This window comes from Rhodospirillales bacterium (genome assembly GCA_020638175.1).
GTDB lineage: Bacteria > Pseudomonadota > Alphaproteobacteria > Micavibrionales > Micavibrionaceae > JACKJA01.
In genome coordinates this window covers 1,407,469-1,424,128 of record JACKJA010000002.1, presented here as the reverse complement: position 1 = coordinate 1,424,128, position 16,660 = coordinate 1,407,469, and the positions used below count along the sequence as shown (strand labels likewise).

Annotated in this window: 19 protein-coding genes, 2 tRNA genes and 1 other RNA gene; 13 read left to right on the top strand and 9 right to left on the bottom strand. The window is 51.9% G+C overall.

The window, feature by feature from the left end; all coding sequences use genetic code 11:
* Positions 1 to 68: 68 nt before the first annotated feature.
* Complete coding sequence (locus H6868_06995; protein ID MCB9989062.1) at positions 69 to 701, top strand: response regulator; 633 nt, start codon at positions 69 to 71, stop codon at positions 699 to 701.
* Positions 702 to 733: 32 nt separating this feature from the next.
* Positions 734 to 1,300 (top strand): hypothetical protein, encoded by a 567-nt coding sequence (locus H6868_06990; protein ID MCB9989061.1) that lies wholly within the window; start codon positions 734 to 736, stop codon positions 1,298 to 1,300.
* 4 nt (positions 1,301 to 1,304) lie between these two features.
* Here the strand turns inward: H6868_06990 and H6868_06985 are convergent, their stop codons facing one another.
* The 3 genes from H6868_06985 to ssrS all read right to left on the bottom strand — a co-directional run bounded on the left by H6868_06985 (position 1,305) and on the right by ssrS (position 2,902).
* Entirely contained in the window at positions 1,305 to 2,120 is an 816-nt protein-coding gene (locus tag H6868_06985) for a TIGR00282 family metallophosphoesterase (GenBank protein ID MCB9989060.1), read from the bottom strand.
* A gap of 14 nt (positions 2,121 to 2,134) precedes the next feature.
* Positions 2,135 to 2,689, bottom strand: coding sequence for a 5-formyltetrahydrofolate cyclo-ligase (locus tag H6868_06980; GenBank protein MCB9989059.1), 555 nt, complete (start codon positions 2,687 to 2,689; stop codon positions 2,135 to 2,137).
* A 37-nt stretch (positions 2,690 to 2,726) separates the two neighbouring features.
* Positions 2,727 to 2,902: non-coding RNA, 6S RNA (gene ssrS / locus H6868_06975), on the bottom strand.
* A 62-nt stretch (positions 2,903 to 2,964) separates the two neighbouring features.
* Here ssrS and rocD point away from each other — a divergent pair.
* On the top strand, positions 2,965 to 4,176 hold the full coding sequence (rocD, locus tag H6868_06970; protein ID MCB9989058.1) for an ornithine--oxo-acid transaminase: 1,212 nt from the start codon (positions 2,965 to 2,967) through the stop codon (positions 4,174 to 4,176).
* On the opposite strand, the gene H6868_06965 is transcribed toward rocD, so the two are convergent.
* Complete coding sequence (locus H6868_06965; protein MCB9989057.1) at positions 4,159 to 4,542, bottom strand: cell division protein ZapA; 384 nt, start codon at positions 4,540 to 4,542, stop codon at positions 4,159 to 4,161. The two genes, rocD and H6868_06965, sit on opposite strands and share 18 nt — an antisense overlap.
* A gap of 4 nt (positions 4,543 to 4,546) precedes the next feature.
* Positions 4,547 to 4,750 carry a hypothetical protein gene (locus tag H6868_06960; protein ID MCB9989056.1) on the bottom strand — a complete coding sequence of 68 codons (204 nt, stop codon included), beginning with the start codon at positions 4,748 to 4,750 and terminating at the stop codon, positions 4,547 to 4,549.
* A gap of 211 nt (positions 4,751 to 4,961) precedes the next feature.
* Between H6868_06960 and tkt the strand changes: the two genes are divergently transcribed.
* The 5 genes from tkt (at position 4,962) to H6868_06935 (ending at position 10,069) form a co-directional block, all read left to right on the top strand.
* Positions 4,962 to 6,962, top strand: coding sequence for a transketolase (gene tkt, locus H6868_06955; GenBank protein MCB9989055.1), 2,001 nt, complete (start codon positions 4,962 to 4,964; stop codon positions 6,960 to 6,962).
* A 113-nt stretch (positions 6,963 to 7,075) separates the two neighbouring features.
* Positions 7,076 to 7,435, top strand: coding sequence for a hypothetical protein (locus tag H6868_06950; GenBank protein ID MCB9989054.1), 360 nt, complete (start codon positions 7,076 to 7,078; stop codon positions 7,433 to 7,435).
* A gap of 12 nt (positions 7,436 to 7,447) precedes the next feature.
* Positions 7,448 to 8,482 carry a type I glyceraldehyde-3-phosphate dehydrogenase gene (gene gap, locus H6868_06945; protein MCB9989053.1) on the top strand — a complete coding sequence of 345 codons (1,035 nt, stop codon included), beginning with the start codon at positions 7,448 to 7,450 and terminating at the stop codon, positions 8,480 to 8,482.
* 21 nt (positions 8,483 to 8,503) lie between these two features.
* Positions 8,504 to 9,598, top strand: a complete 1,095-nt coding sequence (fbaA, locus tag H6868_06940; protein MCB9989052.1) for a class II fructose-bisphosphate aldolase — start codon at positions 8,504 to 8,506, stop codon at positions 9,596 to 9,598.
* Between the two features lie 3 nt (positions 9,599 to 9,601).
* A complete protein-coding gene (locus H6868_06935) occupies positions 9,602 to 10,069 on the top strand; it encodes an EndoU domain-containing protein (protein MCB9989051.1) in 468 nt (155 codons plus the stop codon).
* Here the strand turns inward: H6868_06935 and genX are convergent.
* The gene (gene genX, locus H6868_06930; protein MCB9989050.1) at positions 10,066 to 11,079 is read right to left on the bottom strand and encodes an EF-P lysine aminoacylase GenX; all 1,014 of its coding nucleotides are present in this window, start codon (positions 11,077 to 11,079) and stop codon (positions 10,066 to 10,068) included. The genes H6868_06935 and genX overlap by 4 nt on opposite strands.
* Before the next feature lie 87 nt (positions 11,080 to 11,166).
* On the opposite strand from genX, the gene rpmE reads away from it, so the two are divergent.
* Positions 11,167 to 11,409, top strand: coding sequence for a 50S ribosomal protein L31 (rpmE, locus tag H6868_06925; protein ID MCB9989049.1), 243 nt, complete (start codon positions 11,167 to 11,169; stop codon positions 11,407 to 11,409).
* Positions 11,410 to 11,494: 85 nt separating this feature from the next.
* On the opposite strand, the gene H6868_06920 is transcribed toward rpmE, so the two are convergent.
* From H6868_06920 to H6868_06910, 3 genes are all read right to left on the bottom strand, one after another.
* Positions 11,495 to 12,016 (bottom strand): DUF2497 domain-containing protein, encoded by a 522-nt coding sequence (locus tag H6868_06920; protein MCB9989048.1) that lies wholly within the window; start codon positions 12,014 to 12,016, stop codon positions 11,495 to 11,497.
* A gap of 78 nt (positions 12,017 to 12,094) precedes the next feature.
* Positions 12,095 to 13,507 (bottom strand): TolC family outer membrane protein, encoded by a 1,413-nt coding sequence (locus H6868_06915; protein MCB9989047.1) that lies wholly within the window; start codon positions 13,505 to 13,507, stop codon positions 12,095 to 12,097.
* A 4-nt stretch (positions 13,508 to 13,511) separates the two neighbouring features.
* Positions 13,512 to 14,183: a protein-L-isoaspartate O-methyltransferase gene (locus H6868_06910; protein ID MCB9989046.1), complete on the bottom strand. Its 672-nt coding sequence runs from the start codon at positions 14,181 to 14,183 to the stop codon at positions 13,512 to 13,514.
* Between the two features lie 186 nt (positions 14,184 to 14,369).
* Between H6868_06910 and H6868_06905 the strand changes: the two genes are divergently transcribed.
* The 4 genes from H6868_06905 (at position 14,370) to H6868_06890 (ending at position 16,658) form a co-directional block, all read left to right on the top strand.
* Positions 14,370 to 14,443, top strand: a tRNA-Cys gene (locus tag H6868_06905).
* Positions 14,444 to 14,525: 82 nt separating this feature from the next.
* Positions 14,526 to 14,600, top strand: a tRNA-Asn gene (locus H6868_06900).
* Between the two features lie 166 nt (positions 14,601 to 14,766).
* Entirely contained in the window at positions 14,767 to 15,966 is a 1,200-nt protein-coding gene (locus H6868_06895; GenBank protein ID MCB9989045.1) for an integrase arm-type DNA-binding domain-containing protein, read from the top strand.
* A complete protein-coding gene (locus tag H6868_06890) occupies positions 15,963 to 16,658 on the top strand; it encodes a hypothetical protein (protein MCB9989044.1) in 696 nt (231 codons plus the stop codon). The genes H6868_06895 and H6868_06890 overlap by 4 nt, the downstream gene beginning before the upstream one ends.
* The last annotated feature ends 2 nt before the right edge of the window (positions 16,659 to 16,660 follow it).

Genomic DNA, 16,660 nt, shown 5'->3' with positions numbered 1-16,660 from the left:
TGTATAATTATAGAATAATAATAAAAAAATCTTGTATCCAGAGAGAACAGGTTTAACCAGTATTTGTTATGGCTTATCAACTGTACAGAATTACGGTGTTGGTTGTAGAAGACAACTTGCCGATGATGGAAATAGCCAAATCTTTGTTGCTGACCTTTGGCGTCGGTAACGTGGTGACGGCGCATAATGGTGAAGAAGGCTTGCAGATGTACCGAAAGCACAGGCCTGACATCATCATTGCCGACTGGATGATGCAGCCGGTTGACGGTATTTCTTTTACACGCCTCGTTCGTAATGACCTGACCGGTCCTAACCGGTATGTTCCGATTATCCTGATGACGGGCTTCAGTGAAAGGCGGCGCGTTATACAAGCCCGTGATTCCGGCGTGACCGAGTTTCTTGTTAAACCGTTTACGGCCAAAGATTTGTATCGCCGGATTGTGCAGGTGATTGAGCGGCCCCGGCAATTTGTCCGATCAGAAGATTTTTTCGGGCCGGACCGGCGCCGGAAGCTGGAGCAAAGCTATATTGGTCCCTTCCGCCGGGAAGCTGATTTCATGGATACAAAGACCCGTAAGAAAATTGAATCACAGAAAAAAGAAGGTGCGGCGTCCCTGAAAAAAATCAGGCAGGATGCCGGGCTATCCAAAGGTGACAAGTTTGATCTGGACCTGGTCGACAGGGCAGAAGGCGACGACTAGGCCGGTTTTAATTATATTACAGGAGTAAACGTGTGACAGACCCGCAGTCTTATTTTAGCCGCGAACCCCGGCGTAAAGCCGAATTTATTATGCCGCCGAACATCCTGAAGGAAAAAGTCGGCAGCGGCGGACTGGCCGATGAGATCATCGACAAGGCGCAGGCTTTGCTTGAAAATCATACGCTTGATTTTGCGCCTCTGGCCGACATTTATCTCGACAAGATCAAGAAAGGGATTGCCGCCCACCGTGAAGGAACAAAAACCGGTGACAATGAAGGCGCTATCGCTTTAATTCTCTATCCGACGATGCAGCTTAAGGCCAACGGTTCCATGTTTCATTTTCCGTTGGTTACAAAAATTGCCGATCACCTTATTCGTTTTCTGGAAGTTATCGATGAGCTGGACGAAGATATTCTGGAGATTATCGAAGCTTTCCAAACGACGATCCGTGCGATTATCCATGGGCGGATTACCGGGGATGGCGGCGCAAACGGCAGTGAGCTTCTGCAAGCGCTGGTCGATGCGTGTTCCCGCTATTTCGATCGGAACCCTGATTCTCCCACGGGTAAGGGGCAGGACGATTATAGTAGTGAATTCTGAGTTCCTATAAATCCGGGAGACGGGCGTCCAGAAGGCCGCCCTGGCGAATGGAAATTATTTTCCGCGCTTTGCCGGTTTTATCGTCCGTTTCAACAATAACGCCGCACAGGGTGGCTTCGCCATCAGCCGGGGTGAAATGTTCCATCGACATTTTACGGGTCAGGCGACGTATAGGCTCTTCTTTCTTCATACCGATGACGCTGTCGTAGTCACCGCACATGCCGGAATCGCTCTGATAGGCTGTGCCGCCCGCCATAATGTGGGCGTCGGCCGTCGGGACATGTGTGTGGGAGCCAATGACGGCTGAAACCTTGCCCTCAAGAAACTTGGCAAAGGCCATTTTTTCGCCCGTGTATTCGGCATGAAAATCAATAAAAATGGCTTGCACATTTCGTCCCATCGGGTGGCGCTCCACGATTTCCAGACTCCGGGCAAAGGGATCATCCAGCGGTTTCATACCCTGACAGCCCAGAGCATGGGCGATCAGGATTTTACGGCCATCATCAAGCTCGTGCAGCAGCGTGCCCTGCCCCGGCGTGCCCTCCGGAAAATTCAAGGGGCGCAGCAAACGCGGTTCATCATGGATGTAGGGGATGATTTCCCGCTGGTCCCAGATGTGATCGCCGCCGGTGATACAATCGATGCCCATGGCCAGAAAATCCTTACAGACTTTGATGGTTGGCCCGCGGCCATGCGCTGTGTTCTCGGCGTTTACGATGGTCACATCAATGTCATAACGATCTTTCAAGCCCGGCAGATGTTTTTCAACGGCGTCGCGGCCGGAGCGTCCCATGACGTCACCTAAAAACAATATACGCACATTAAACTCTCTTTCTAAACACTGTAGCGGTGTGCGTTTTGAGGGGTGATAATCCAATCGAGCGGCTGGTCATGCTCTTCGGTTGGCAAGTTAAACAATACGGCTTGTTTGGCATAGCCCAGTCCGACGGCCAAGATATCTTTCCGGCTTCGTAAATCTTCCAGTGTAGCGTCGTAATGGCCCTTGCCATATCCAAGTCTGTGCCCCCGGCGGTCAAAGGCCAGAAACGGCACGCAGATAATGTCCGGTTCTACCCAGCAATCGGCTTCCTCGGTTGCCGGCTGCATAATGCCGAATGGCCCTTCGATCAGGGGGATGGTTTCATCCCAGCGGGCAAAGGATAACGCGCGTTTATCTTTTTCGATGACCGGCAGCGCGCACGTCCAGCCCTCGCGCAACAAATGATCCAGCAAACCGGTCGGGTCGAATTCGCGGCCCTTTGGCCAATACAAGGCAATGATTTGCTCGTGGTCCGGCTTAATCGAGTCCATGAACAGCGCGATGATGTCATCCACATCCTCGCTGGCGGGATCGATGAAATCGCGTACCCGCATCGCTTCTTTTCTCATGGTTTCTTTATCACTCATGGCGCTTTGTTTCTATATTTAGGGTGCCGCGCGGGCCGTGTACGATCTCAATATCCACCAGTGACCCTGTAAAACAGGTGGGTGCCGTGGTAACCGGACCAAGCGGCAAAACACTAAGTCCGGCCAGGGACAGCTCCCTGGCGATAGATTATCGGTCTCGGGAATAAAGGCGTATCACGAACCCCGCAGCGGAGATTTATGTAGCACGTTAACAAAAGGATTTCAAAATTTCCTTTCAAGGGCTGTATAATAGAAAAATGGATACGAAAGATTATATCACCCGCGAAGATCAATATCTGGCTCACAACTACCTGCCCCTGCCCGTTGTCCTGTGCAAAGGCGAAGGAGTTTGGCTGTGGGATGTTGAGGGGAACAAGTATCTTGACTTCCTGAGCGCCTATAGCGCGGTCAGTGCCGGGCATGGCAACCAGCGGATTAAAAAAGCGCTGTATGAACAGCTCGACCGGCTGGATGTGCCTTCGCGCGCATTTTACACGGACAAGCTCGGTGCCTTCGCTGAAGCGCTTTGCCGGGTCAGCGGGATGGATAAAGTCCTGCCGATGAATACCGGGGCGGAAGCCGTGGAAACGGCAATCAAGGCGGCGCGGCGCTGGGGGTATGATGTCAAGGGCATCGCAAAGGACAAGGCCCGGATTATCGTCAGCCACGGCAATTTCCATGGGCGCAGCACGACGATTGTCGGTTTTTCGGATGAAGATTTGTACAAGCGCGGGTTCGGGCCGTTCGACGGCGGTTTTGATTCCGTTCCCTTTGGCGATGCGGCGGCGCTGGAGGCTATGATTACCCCGGAGACCTGTGCCTTCATGACCGAGCCGATGCAGGGGGAATCGGGCATTATTATCCCGCCGGAGGGCTGGTTAAAACAGGTTCAGGATATTTGCCGGCGGCATAATGTGCTGTTGATCCTTGATGAAATCCAGACGGGGCTGGGGCGCACGGGTAAGAACTTTGCTTTCCAGCATGAAATTGACAGACCGGACGGGCTGATCCTCGGCAAGGCGCTGGGCGGCGGGATTTACCCTGTGTCTGCTTTTCTGGCCCGTAAAGAGGTTATGGATGTGTTTGAGCCGGGATCGCATGGCTCGACATTTGGCGGCAACCCGATTGCCGCAGCTATCGGGATTGAAGCGCTGGCTATTCTGGAAGAGGAAGGACTGGCGGCGCGCAGTGCTGAGTTAGGGGATTACCTTAAAAACAAGTTGCAATCCATTGATTCTAAATTAATAACTGAAATTAGAGGTGCGGGATTATGGATCGGTATGGATATTGATCCAGCGCTGGCATCTGCCCGTTCGATCTGTGAGAAGCTTCAGCGCAAGGGGGTGCTGTGCAAGGAAACCCACGAGGTTACCATTCGCTTTGCGCCGCCGCTGATTATCACCAGAGCCGAGATTGACTGGGCGGCACAGCAGGTCGAAGAGGTTCTAACGTCAAGCCGCGTTCGCTAAACGTCCGGTGACGCTGTTGATCCGGGCGGCCAGTTGTTCGATCATCTCGACGGCGGCCTGTTCATCCTGAGAAGACAGCCCTGCCCCGGCCCCGTTTGTAACAATCGGTGCCTGCGGCGGTTGCGCGGTCAAAGGCGGCGTGTTCCGGGCGGTTTCGAGCGCTTCGCGCAGCTCATAAATCTCGTCGGCCAAAACCAGACCGGCCAGCACAAGCAAATGCGATTCGGTGGTCGCGGCCCCGGCAGAGGCAATTTCCCGCAGGCGCGAATCAACGTAGCGTCCCAGTTCCTTGACCCGGCCTTCCTGCCCGTCATCGCAGGCTATGCCGTAATTCTGACCGTGAATGGTGAGTGTAACTTCAGCCATGATTCTACCCTTCTCTTAAAACCTGTTCGACGCGCTCGATAGCAATATCCAGTTTTTGCGCCAGTACCGCCGGATCAAGCGCCGGAGCGCCGCCAAACAAATCCGTCTGGCCGCCGCGCGCCGCGCGTTCCTGTGCGATGTTGGCGCTGTCTTCCAGCGCGGATACGGACTGATCGAGTTGATCCAGAACATTTAATAAAGCTGACACGATTGTGGCCCTCTTGGTTATCAATAAATATGAACCCTGATTATCCGTGCTTAGCAGGCAAATGTTTCTCCGGTCAAGCAGGCGCTTACTTTTTTTCAATTCACCTGTTGAAAAAATCCCGCATATCTTTCATCGGCTTTGATTTTTCCGCGGCTCCGTTGTAAAAAGCGGGACGCAAACATTATAAAAAAACCAAGTTGAGAGGATCGCTATGAGCACGCAGGCCGCTTTGTCAGGAACCGAAACGCCGGAAGTCGACTATAAAAACATGGCCAATGCCATCCGGGCGCTGGCGATGGATGCCGTGCAGAAAGCCAACTCCGGCCACCCCGGCATGCCGATGGGAATGGCGGATGTGGCGACGATCCTGTTTAGCAAATTCCTGAAATTCGATCCTTTGAACCCGGCCTGGCCGGACCGCGACCGGTTTATCCTGTCGGGCGGGCATGGGTCGATGCTGCTTTACGCCGTCAATTACCTGACGGGCTATGAAAAGATGACCATGCCAGAGATCAAGAATTTCCGTCAGCTCGGCAGCCTGACGCCCGGTCACCCGGAAGTCGATGTCGAATGCGGCATTGAAATGACCACCGGACCGCTGGGGCAAGGGATCGCTTCCTCCGTCGGTTTTGCGCTGGCTGAGCGAATCATGGCCAATCATTTCCCGGATCTGACCGACCATTATACTTACGTGTTCTGCGGAGATGGTGACCTGATGGAGGGGATCAGCCACGAGGCCTGTTCCTTTGCCGGGCGCATGAAGCTGTCGAAACTGATCGTGATGTATGATGACAACAATATCTGTATCGACGGTTCGACCGATATGACATTTACCGACGACACCCGCAAGCGCTTTGAGGCGTATGGTTGGGATGTACAGGAAATTGACGGCCACGGTTATGATGAGATTACGAATGCCCTGAACAAAGCGCGGGGCAGCGATACGCCCTCGCTGATTTGCTGCAAGACGCATATCGGTTTTGGGGCACCGACCAAGCAGGACAGCGCGGCTGCGCACGGGGCGCCGCTGGGTGAGGATGAAATTGCCGGGGCGCGCAAAAATCTGGACTGGCCGCACGAGCCTTTTGAAATTCCGCTGGAGATCATGGAACAGTGGCGGATGACCGGCCAGCGCAATCAGGAAGATTTCGCCGAATGGCAAACGGCTTTCGAACGCAACCGTTACCGCGACCGGTTTATGGATGTGCTGAACGGTGATGTCGGCAAGGAGATTGCGCCACTGATCCTGCAGATCAAGCAGGAATTTGCTGTTGAAAAGCCTAAGCTGGCTACCCGCCAGACATCGGGCAAGGTTCTGGAGAAGCTGGTTGTGGAATTGCCGTTCATGATTGGCGGCTCCGCAGACCTGACCGGGTCGGTAAACACCAAGATCAAGGGGCCGGAAGATATTACCCCGGAAAACGGCTATAATGGTCAGTACATTTATTATGGTGTGCGCGAACACGGCATGGCGGCGATTATGAACGGCATGGCGCTGCATGGGGGAATTATCCCGTATGCCGGGACGTTTTTGCAGTTTGCCGATTATTCCCGTCCGGCCATTCGTCTGGGGGCATTGATGAAACAGCGCGTCATTCACGTGATGACGCACGATTCCATCGGGCTGGGCGAAGACGGCCCGACACACCAGCCGGTCGAACATCTGGCGGCGCTGCGGGCGATTCCGAACCTGAATGTTTATCGACCGTGCGACGGGATTGAAACGGCAGAATGCTGGGAACTTGCGCTGAATACGATTGAGACACCTTCCATTATGTCACTGACCCGTCAAGGGTTGCCGACTGTGCGGGAACTGAGCACCGAGAACAAATGCGCCAAGGGGGCTTATGTCCTGTCCGATTGTGAAGGGGCACCAGATGTAACGATCTTTGCGACGGGATCGGAGGTGTCGATTGCGCTGGAAGCCAAGGATAAACTCAAGGGCATGGCTGTCCGCGTTATTTCCGTTCCCTGCATGGATCTGTTTTTTACACAGGACGGTGAATACCAAGCCAGCCTAACCTGTAACGACAGCATCAAGGTTGCGATTGAAGCCGCGGTACGTCAGGGCTGGGATCGGTTGATCGGTCCGCACGGCATTTTTGTCGGTATGACCGGTTTTGGTGATTCAGCGCCAGCCAGTGAGCTTTACAAGCATTTCGGGATCACCGCCGATGCGGTTGTCGAGGCAGTGAAGGCGAAAGATAAGTAAATTGAACTGTTTATTTACGCCGTCATTCCCGCGAAGGCGGGAATCCAGAAAATGGAAATTTATGCTTTCTGGCCCCCCGCCTTCGCGGGGGTGACGTTAAAAGTGAGGAACAAATGAAAATCCATGTCGGCCATTCAACCGTGTTCGATTTTGAAAAGGAACTCTATGAGCCTTTAAAAAGATCGGCGTTGTCTCAGGCCCATGATTTTCATTTTCCCCATGACGGCAACCGCGCGCCGGAAAACACGAAAGAGATCATAAAAAATTCAGACTTGCTCTTGGCGGAAGTGTCCTACCCCTCAACGGGACTGGGTATAGAGCTGGGTTGGGCTGATGTTTTCGCTGTTCCGGTTATCGCATTTTACCGGTTTGACAAAACACCGTCACAGGCTATTCACATTATTACAAACAAGGTTTATAGGTATTCGGACAACGATTTAATTTTAATGCTCACGAAAGCACTTGATAGATAGAGGAGACTTTTTATGACTGCACGCGTAGCGATTAACGGGTTTGGGCGGATTGGCCGTCTGGTGTTTCGGGCATGGGTTGAATCGGGCCGTGACGATATTGAGATTGTCGCGATTAACGATCTGGCAGACCTTAAAACCAATGCTCACCTTCTGAAATACGACAGCACGCATGGCCCCTCCCCGTTCGAAGTTTCGACCGAGGGCGATGATATCCTGATTGCGGGCGGCAAGCGTGTGAAAGTCGTTCAGGTCCGCAACCCAGAGGAATTGCCTTGGGGTGAAATGGACATTGATATTGCCTATGAATGCACGGGTATTTTCACATCGCGCGATGGCGCTTCCATGCATTTAAAGGCGGGCGCCAAGAAAGTTTTGATTTCTGCGCCGGCAACGGATGAAGATTTGACGGTTGTGTTCGGGGTGAATTCCGACAAGCTGAGTGCCGATCACCGGATCGTTTCCAATGCGTCCTGCACCACGAACTGCCTGGCACCGGTGGCTCATGCCCTGCACAGCAAGATTGGTATTGAAAGCGGCTTTATGACGACGATTCACTCCTATACGGGGGATCAGCGCGTTGTTGATACGATGCACAAGGATTTGCACCGTGCGCGGGCCGCAGCCACCAACATGATCCCGACATCGACCGGCGCGGCGAAAGCTGTTGGTAAAGTGTTGCCGGAGTTGAACGGCAAGCTGGATGGCGTGTCAATTCGTGTTCCGACCCCGAATGTTTCGGTTGTGGACCTTAAATTCATCGCTTCACGCGCCACGACGGTCGAGGAAGTGAATGCTGCGATCAAGGAATTTGTCGGCGGTGATCTGGACGGCATTTTGGGTGCTTATGATGAGCCGCTGGTGTCGAGCGATTTCAACCATAATCCGCTGTCTTCGATCTTTTCTCTGGAAGGAACAAAGGTTGTCGACGGGAAGCTGGTGCGGATCATGACATGGTACGACAATGAATGGGGCTTTTCGAACCGGATGCTCGATACCGGCGCGAAAATGCATGCTGTGGGCTATAACAGCGCAGCAGCGGCGGCTTAAACACAACAGAAAGTAGATGCTATGACCTCTCTTAATCCCGGCGTTGTTACGGGTGATGATTATTTGACACTCGTGAAGGCTTGTAAAGAGGGTGGCTATGCCCTGCCTGCGGTCAATGTCGTGGGAACGAATTCTATCAATGCCGTGATGGAAGCGGCGGCGAAGAACAAGTCGGATATCATAATCCAGTTGTCAAACAGTGGCGCACAGTTCTATGCCGGGAAAGGGATCGAGGATTCATTCAAGGCCAAGGTTTTGGGCGCGGTGGCTGCGGCCCAGCATGTTCATTTCCTGGCCCGGCATTACGGGATTTGCGTTGTTTTGCACACCGATCACGCCAATAAGAAGCTGATCCCGTGGGTGGAAGCGATGGTCGGTTACAGCGAGGCGCATTTCGAGGCGACGGGACGGCCGCTGTTCAGTTCACACATGCTGGATTTGTCCGAGGAGGATATTGATTTCAACCTGTATGAATCGGCCCGGCTTTTGAAGCAAATGGCGCCGCTCGGCATGAGCCTTGAGATCGAACTGGGCTGTACCGGCGGTGAAGAAGACGGCATTGGATCGGAAGACAATATCAACAACCCTTCCCTTTATACCCAGCCGGAAGATTGCCTGCGGGCGTGGAAAGAATTGTCCGGGATCGGGCACTTCACGCTGGCGGCGTCGTTCGGGAATGTTCACGGCGTGTACAAACCGGGCAATGTGAAGCTGACTCCGGAAATCCTGAAAAATGCACAAGATCTGGTGCAAAAGGAATGCGGGACGGACGGCAATCCGTTGGACCTTGTGTTCCATGGCGGTTCCGGGTCCGAAAAGGACAAAATTTCGCAGGCTATTTCTTACGGTGTGTTCAAGATGAACATCGACACGGATACGCAATTTGCTTTTGCCCACGGCGTCGGCGCGTATGTCATGGCCAACGAAAAGGCCTTCCAGCATCAAATTGACCCGGATGACGGCACGCCGTACAAAAAACAGTACGACCCGCGGGTTTGGCTGCGCAAGGGCGAGGAAGCGCTGGTTGCGCGTCTGGATGAGGCGATTGCCGATCTGGGCAGCGCCGGAAAAACGCTGGCGGCGGAAAGCTGCGGGCATGGCTGTGGCTGTCATTGATGTATGAGCAAAAACCTTAAACGGCTTATCTTTATTATCGGAATCATTGCGGGTCTTGCCGGATGGATCATTAGCGGCGAGCGCCCGCAAGTCGTTGAGGCGCTCAGCGGACCCGTGGCCTTTGTAGGGCAGTTGGTTCCGGCCAATGATAACCTCCCGCCTCGCCTGTCCGAACGGCGGCGGATTCACATTCTCTATGGTGATGAAAGCGGCGGCGGACACCTACATGGTGTAAACAAGCCCTGTAAAACCGAATTTCCTGAAAACTGGGATGCGCAGCAGGTTATTAAAACCGTCAAGGCGCTTGCTGCGAACGATAATGTGATCTGGCATCAGGAAGATAACGGCTATTACGTGTCGGAGCAGGATGATGGCGGGCTTGTCGTTCGCGTGGTTCTGGACCGCGAGGGTGATGATATCGTAACGGCCTATCCGGTGAATGTTCCTTCCAATCCGTGCGATAAAAACTAATTACACCATGAAATGTCTTTGATGTTTTCCACCCCGGTGGCCAGCATGACGAGCCGGTCAATGCCCAGTGCTATACCGCCGCTTTCGGGCATGCCATGTTCGAGGGAGGCAAGGAAATCTTCGTCAAGCGGCCAGCGTTCCCCATAAAGCTTTTCTTTCAGGGCCATATCTTCTTCGAACCGTTTACGCTGGATTTGAGGGTCCGTCAGTTCGCCAAAGGCGTTGCCGAGTTCCATGCCGCAGACATAGAGTTCGAAGCGTTCAGCAAAACGGGGATCGCTCGGCACAGGGCGCGATAATGCCGCCAGTGAAACCGGGTAATCATAGATGATGGTCGGGGTGCCCTGCCCCAGATGCGGTTCGATAATGTCCCCCATGACGCGCATAAACAAATCGTCCCATGTGTCGTCGGGCGCGGTATGAATATCCAGATTTTTAATCTGCGTTCTGAGCGCGCTTTCATTATCCAGCAGCGGCTCCAGATCAAAGCCGGCATATTTATCAAAGGCCTCGCAGACAGAGAGTATTTCCCAGTTCGCGAAAGGATCGGCGGTCATGTTTTTATAGCGGTATTGCGTGATGTTGCAGGCCATGGCCACGGCGCGCAGCAGACCCACACAATCATCCATAATAGCGCGGTAATCCGCATGTGCCCGGTACCATTCGATCATGGTGAATTCGGGGTTGTGCTGGGGCGATCCTTCGGCATTTCGGAAGGTGTGGCAAATTTGGTAGATTTTAGGCCACCCCGCGACGAGCAGCTTTTTCATCGCAAATTCCGGGCTGGTGTGAAGATAGCGTGTTTGCCGCCGGTCCCGGTGCGGATTAAGCAATTCCGTTTTAAAGGCATGTAAATGCGGCTCTGCCCCCGGCATAACCTGCAGGATCGGGGTTTCGACCTCATAAAAGCCTTGTTCGTCGAAAAAGCTCCGCACAGCTTTGACGAGTTTTGCCCGCGTTTCCATGTTCCCGCGTTTTTGTTCGAAGCGTTCCGGGTGCCACCAGTTCATAAAGAGCGCCTTTTTATGTAAGAAAATACTTGCAATCCCGCTCTATAAACGATAAAAAGCCCACTCGATCAAGCAGGAGATTTAACAATGAAAGCCGAAATTCATCCCGATTACCATGAAATCACCGTCGTTATGACGGACGGCGAAGAATATAAAACCCGCAGCACTTATGGCGCGGAAGGTGATATTTTGCGTTTGGACGTCGACAGCAAGTCGCACCCGGCCTATACCGGCGGTGCGCACAAGGTTGTTGAAAAAGGCCAGCTGTCCAAATTTGAAAACCGTTACGGCAGCTTCCTGTCCGGCGGTGCAAACGACGACAAGAAGTAAGATTTTCTTACATTACCGAATACCACGTAAAAAGGCTGCCAAACGGACAGCCTTTTTTATTGCGTTTTTTTTATGTCAGTGACGTTTAATCGCGGGCCTGACGGGAAATCCGTTCCAGTTCTTCGGCCACCAGGCGTTCGATCAGGTCCGGCAGATGAGCGTCGAGCCATTCGCGAAGCATCGGACGCAGCATGTCTTTGACGATATCTTCGAGCGTTACGCCCTGACCGCTGCGTTGCAAAGCGATGTTTGTCGCCAGACGGGCAAAACCTTCCAAAGTTGCTTCGGCAGCTTTTTCCGTCAAAATCGATTCCCCGCTTTCAAGCGGCTCGATATCTTCATCGACGAGATCAATTTCAACTTCTTCTTCCTCTTCGACGGGTTCCGGTTCTTCATCGACGATGTCGGTTAATTCGAGGATTTCTTCTTCCTCTTCGACGGGTTCCGGTTCAGGCTCGACAACAGGCTCCAGCTCAGGGGCGGCTTCTTCAGCCACCTCTTCCGCAGGCGCACCTTCCTCATCCTCATCAGATATAATCTGGCGGATGGAGGCTAGGATCTCTTCGATCGAAGGTTCTTGTTCGTTCTGTTTATCTTCGTCTGACATAAGCAAAAAGAGAGTAAATTCAATACACTGTTAATCTCATGGAGTTTGGTATATTGCGGCCCTCTTGTCAAAGGGCGATTAGGGATTATTCCCATCAATATCCACATCCATCCCCAGAATTTTCCATTTGGCCGCCTGTAATTCCCTATTATAGTCTTCTGCGACATCGGAAAAGCCCAGAATTTCCGGAGTGAGCATCCCTATTGTCGCGGCCAGCGCAAAAGAAGCGACGACCATATCCCGGCGCGCAATGACCAGATCAACCTGTGCATCCATCATTTCCTGATCGGCATCCAGAGAATCAAGTATCGTGCGCCCCCCCAGTTCCGCTTCCTGATGCACCCCTTCCTGGGCCAAGGCCGCGGCTTTAACCTGGGCGGCTTTTGATTCGGAGACAGCCTTTGCCGTTGCCAGCGCTTCCCAGTTTTCTATAATTTGTTCGCGAACGCCGCGCCGGACGCTGATGATCTCAAGATAACGTTGATTGGCCGTATGTTTGGCTTGCCGCACGCGTGATCGGGTGCTGCCACCACTATAAAGCGGGATTGTCGCTACCAGCCCGATTGTTTTGCTGGACGATTCATCACTCAGGCCCGGCTGTGGGTCGTATGATTTATCCCATGACGCGGCAATATTCAGCTCCGGCAATAATTCCCCGAATACAGATTCTATATCTTCTTCCGATGAGCGATATAAAAGTTCCGCGGCCAAAACGGACGGGTTATCCTGTTCAGCCTTTAAAACAGCCTGATCGAGGTCGTCCGGGAACGGAAAGCGTAATATCGGATAGCCCAGTGTTTCCGGCGCTCTGCCCATTACCCGCTCATAAGCGGCATAGCTGGCTTTGACGGCTCCCCGTGCCTGAATATTATCGGCATCGGCGCGGGCCAGCCGTGATTCCGCCTGTGCTACATCTGTTTTGGTGAGCTCGCCGACTTCATAACGATCGCGCGTGGCTTCCAGCTGTTTGGCGATCACCTCCCGGTTATTGATCGCCAGATCCAGCAAAGCCTGATCGCGCAGGACATTCATGTAGACCGTCGCCGCCGCCAGCAACACGTCCTGTTCTTTCCCCTGCACCATGGCTTGCCGGGCCAGAATAGCGTTATAGGCGCTTTCCGTTTCCGCCAGCGTGCGTCCTCCGCGGTAAACGGGCTGTGTCAGTTCCATTTCGAGCGTTTTGGAGGTTGATCCCTCCGCCGCGCCAAAGTTGCTGCCGGTCATTTTTGCTTTGGTGATGTCCGCCGAGGCATTGACAGACGGACGCCATCCGGCCAGAGCCTGAGGCAATAATTCATTTGTTGCCCTTAATTCTGCGCGGGCGGCTCTTAAGTCCGGGTTTTCGATGTAGGCCAGCCGCAGCATATCTTCCAGCTTTTGAAAGATGGGGGCGTCATTTTCCTGTGCCCGTGAAAACCCCGTCCCCGCAAGCAGCAAACCCGCCATCAAGGCAGTCAGAAAAGCATAGCGAAAGAGAGGTTGCGCGCTCATATCATCAAAACTCAAAAACCGGAACAGGTTCAAACCCCGGTACGTAGGGGGTCGCCGCATCGTAAAGATTGGATGTGCTGGAAATTTCACCTGCCGCCGTTTTTACGAACAGAGCCACCTGCCCCATCCTTTCGCCCAGCGGCTGAAGAACTGTTACCAGACGTCCTTTCGGGGCCAGTTGATCCAGAATATTTTGCGGCACGCCCGCGACGGCTCCGTTGATAACGATCAGGTTATAGGGCGCCTGTTTCGGATAGCCTTCGCGGCTTGCTCCCTGCACAACGGCAATGTTACAAAAATCCATAGCCGTCCAGACTTTACGAGCATCCTCCAGCAGGCCCGCATAGGACTCCAGCGTAATGACCGTTGTCGTCATGCTGGACAGCAAAGCCGTTGAGTAGCCGCAAGAATCGCCGATATTCAAAACGATGTCGGAGGCGCACGGCGCCGCAGCCTGCAGCATGCGCGCTAAAATCACCGGCTCAATCATGATCCGGCCCTTGCCGACCAGCACATCTTCGTCCAGATAAGCCTTGGTGGCATCACCGCAGGGAAGAAATGCGTCACGCGGCACGCTTTCAAATAGTGCAAGAAGATCCGCCCGGGTAACGCCGTTGGGACGCAATTGACACTCCACCATATTCTTACGCGCGGCGGCTTGCAGATTGTTTGTCATGGGTCATTTTCCAGTTAGCTGAAAAGCGAAAAAAAAGAACAGGCAGAAAAGCCTTCTATTGTTTTACCTGAAAAACAAAGATTTTTCCAGTCTTTCCCGGTGCGGCGGAACTTTTAAAAAGGATTCAAGAAAAAGGTGGAAATGTGAAACACAATCCTCTATTCATATATCCGCTTTCAACGCAATGGCGCGGTGGCAGAGTGGTCATGTAGGGGACTGCAAATCCTCGTACGCCGGTTCGATTCCGGCCCGTGCCTCCAACATCAGTTAGCGGTTGACAGCTTTTGCGTGACAGTATAAAAACGGCGCACTGGCAACAGTTGATGTATATATCTTCTGTATTCCTCGGTAGCTCAGTGGTAGAGCAGGTGACTGTTAATCACTTGGTCGCTGGTTCGAATCCGGCCCGGGGAGCCACTATCTTTTTCCAAAGAAATCCCATACACTCCCAGAACATTAGGAAATCCGACGCTTTCAAAGAATTTTTATTCCAAGAAAGTCCGAGGAGATTTAATCAGTTCTAGCATGTTTTCGGGTATATTTTCGGGTATTCGGGTACATGCCAAAAAGGAGATACCCGAAAATGAAACTTACAGACCTTTCATGTCGGACATCTAAACCCACGGAGAAGAATTACAAACTCCGCGACGGACAAGGGCTTTACCTGCTTATCATGAAGGCTGGCGGTAAAAGCTGGCGCTATGATTACAAGCTCAAGCGTGATAATGGCTCTCATAAAAACGGCACTTTTGTCATCGGGATATACCCGAAAACAACCCTAGCCGAAGCACGAGAATTACACCAACAAGCCCGCACTCTTGTTTCCAACGGCATAGACCCCAATGATTTTAAAAAAGATCAGGAACGTCTAAAACGCCAAGAACGCGCCCTCACCTTCTCTCTTGTGGCCGAAGAATGGCTGAATAAACGACGACAGGAAGTAAAAGAAAAAACCATCAGAGATATTGAAAAGCGCCTAGGGCAAGATGTACTGCCCGAAATCGGGCATATTCCGATGAAAGACATTAACGCCGTTGATATTGTGGATATGTTCAAAAAGATTGAAGCCCGCGGCGCCTATGAAATGCGCAACCGTGCACGGCAATATTGCAGCCAGATTTTCCGCTATGCCATGGCCATAGGCTCTGCGAATAGAGATTACACTGCCGATATTGGGGACGCTTTAGCCGTTCGCCGCGTCAAACACCAGCCAGCCTTACAACCTCATGAAATACCTGAATTTTTAGCCGCACTGGAAAGAAATGAAGCCCGGCTTTTCCCTCAAACCCGCCTAGCCTTGCAAATGCTTGCACTAACCTTCGTACGCCCCATAGAACTCGCCGCCGCCGAATGGAGCGAATTTGACTTCAATGATAACCGTTGGCTCATCCCTGCCGAGAAAATGAAAATGGGATTTGACCACGTTGTACCTCTGGCAAGCCAAACTCTCGCAATTCTTCACGAAATGAAAAAAACAAACGGGAATCGACAATACGTATTCACAAAACAAACCAATCCCCGTGAACACATGGCCCGTGATACCCTTTCAAAAGCCGTCCGCTCTCTTGGCTTTCAAAATCGGCACAGCGCCCACGGTTTCCGTGCCATGGCTCGCACCGCCATACGGGAAAAGCTGAACTATGATAGCGAAATTATCGAACGCCAACTTGCTCACGCCCCTAATACCAGCCTTGGCCGCGCCTATGATCGCACACAATTCCTCGATCAGCGTACGGTTATGATGCAGGAATGGGCTAACTATATTGATGACCTGAAAAAATGAATACTGAAAAAGCATATACACCTGAATTTTTCACTGAACTGTTCAGTATTTTAGGTGTTGAAGATCACAATTTAAAAACAGAACTAAAAAATCAAATTTATCTGAGTGCAAGAAGCTATATTCGCTCTCATAGCTTTTACGAGACTTCGTTACCGCCTAATGAAATTAAAAGAGAACTTCAAAAAGCAGTTACTCATTTGCAAAAAGCTGAAACTTCGTTGGAGAAAGTTTTAAATTCTGGAAACTTTCAGCTTGAATTAATTGATAGCTTTTGCCGTCGGCTTGAGTGGAACTATCCTTCATTAAAAGGCCATTTAAATAAAATAAGAGAGCAACCATTAGAATTTGGTTTAAACAAAGCAGATGCACCCGAAAAAGTGATGCAGCTGTTATACGTGATTTTAGATTCTATTGAATTTACTATGGACGAGGTTGATTTCAGAAAATTCAAAAAAAGCAGGTCTTTAAATCATTGGATCGTTTTAATTGCACCTGTATTAGAACCTGTAATCGGTCACAAGCTAGAGCAAAGCCGTTATTACAAAGGCGAATACATTTCCAAAAGAGAAATGGGCGATTCCGAGCTGCTAAAATTTATCATTCAGCCATTAGAACCCAGCATCACAATCTCTCAAATAGAAACTGCTATTAAAGAAACTCATAAAGAACGCCACGCTCAGAAAATTTTCTAAAT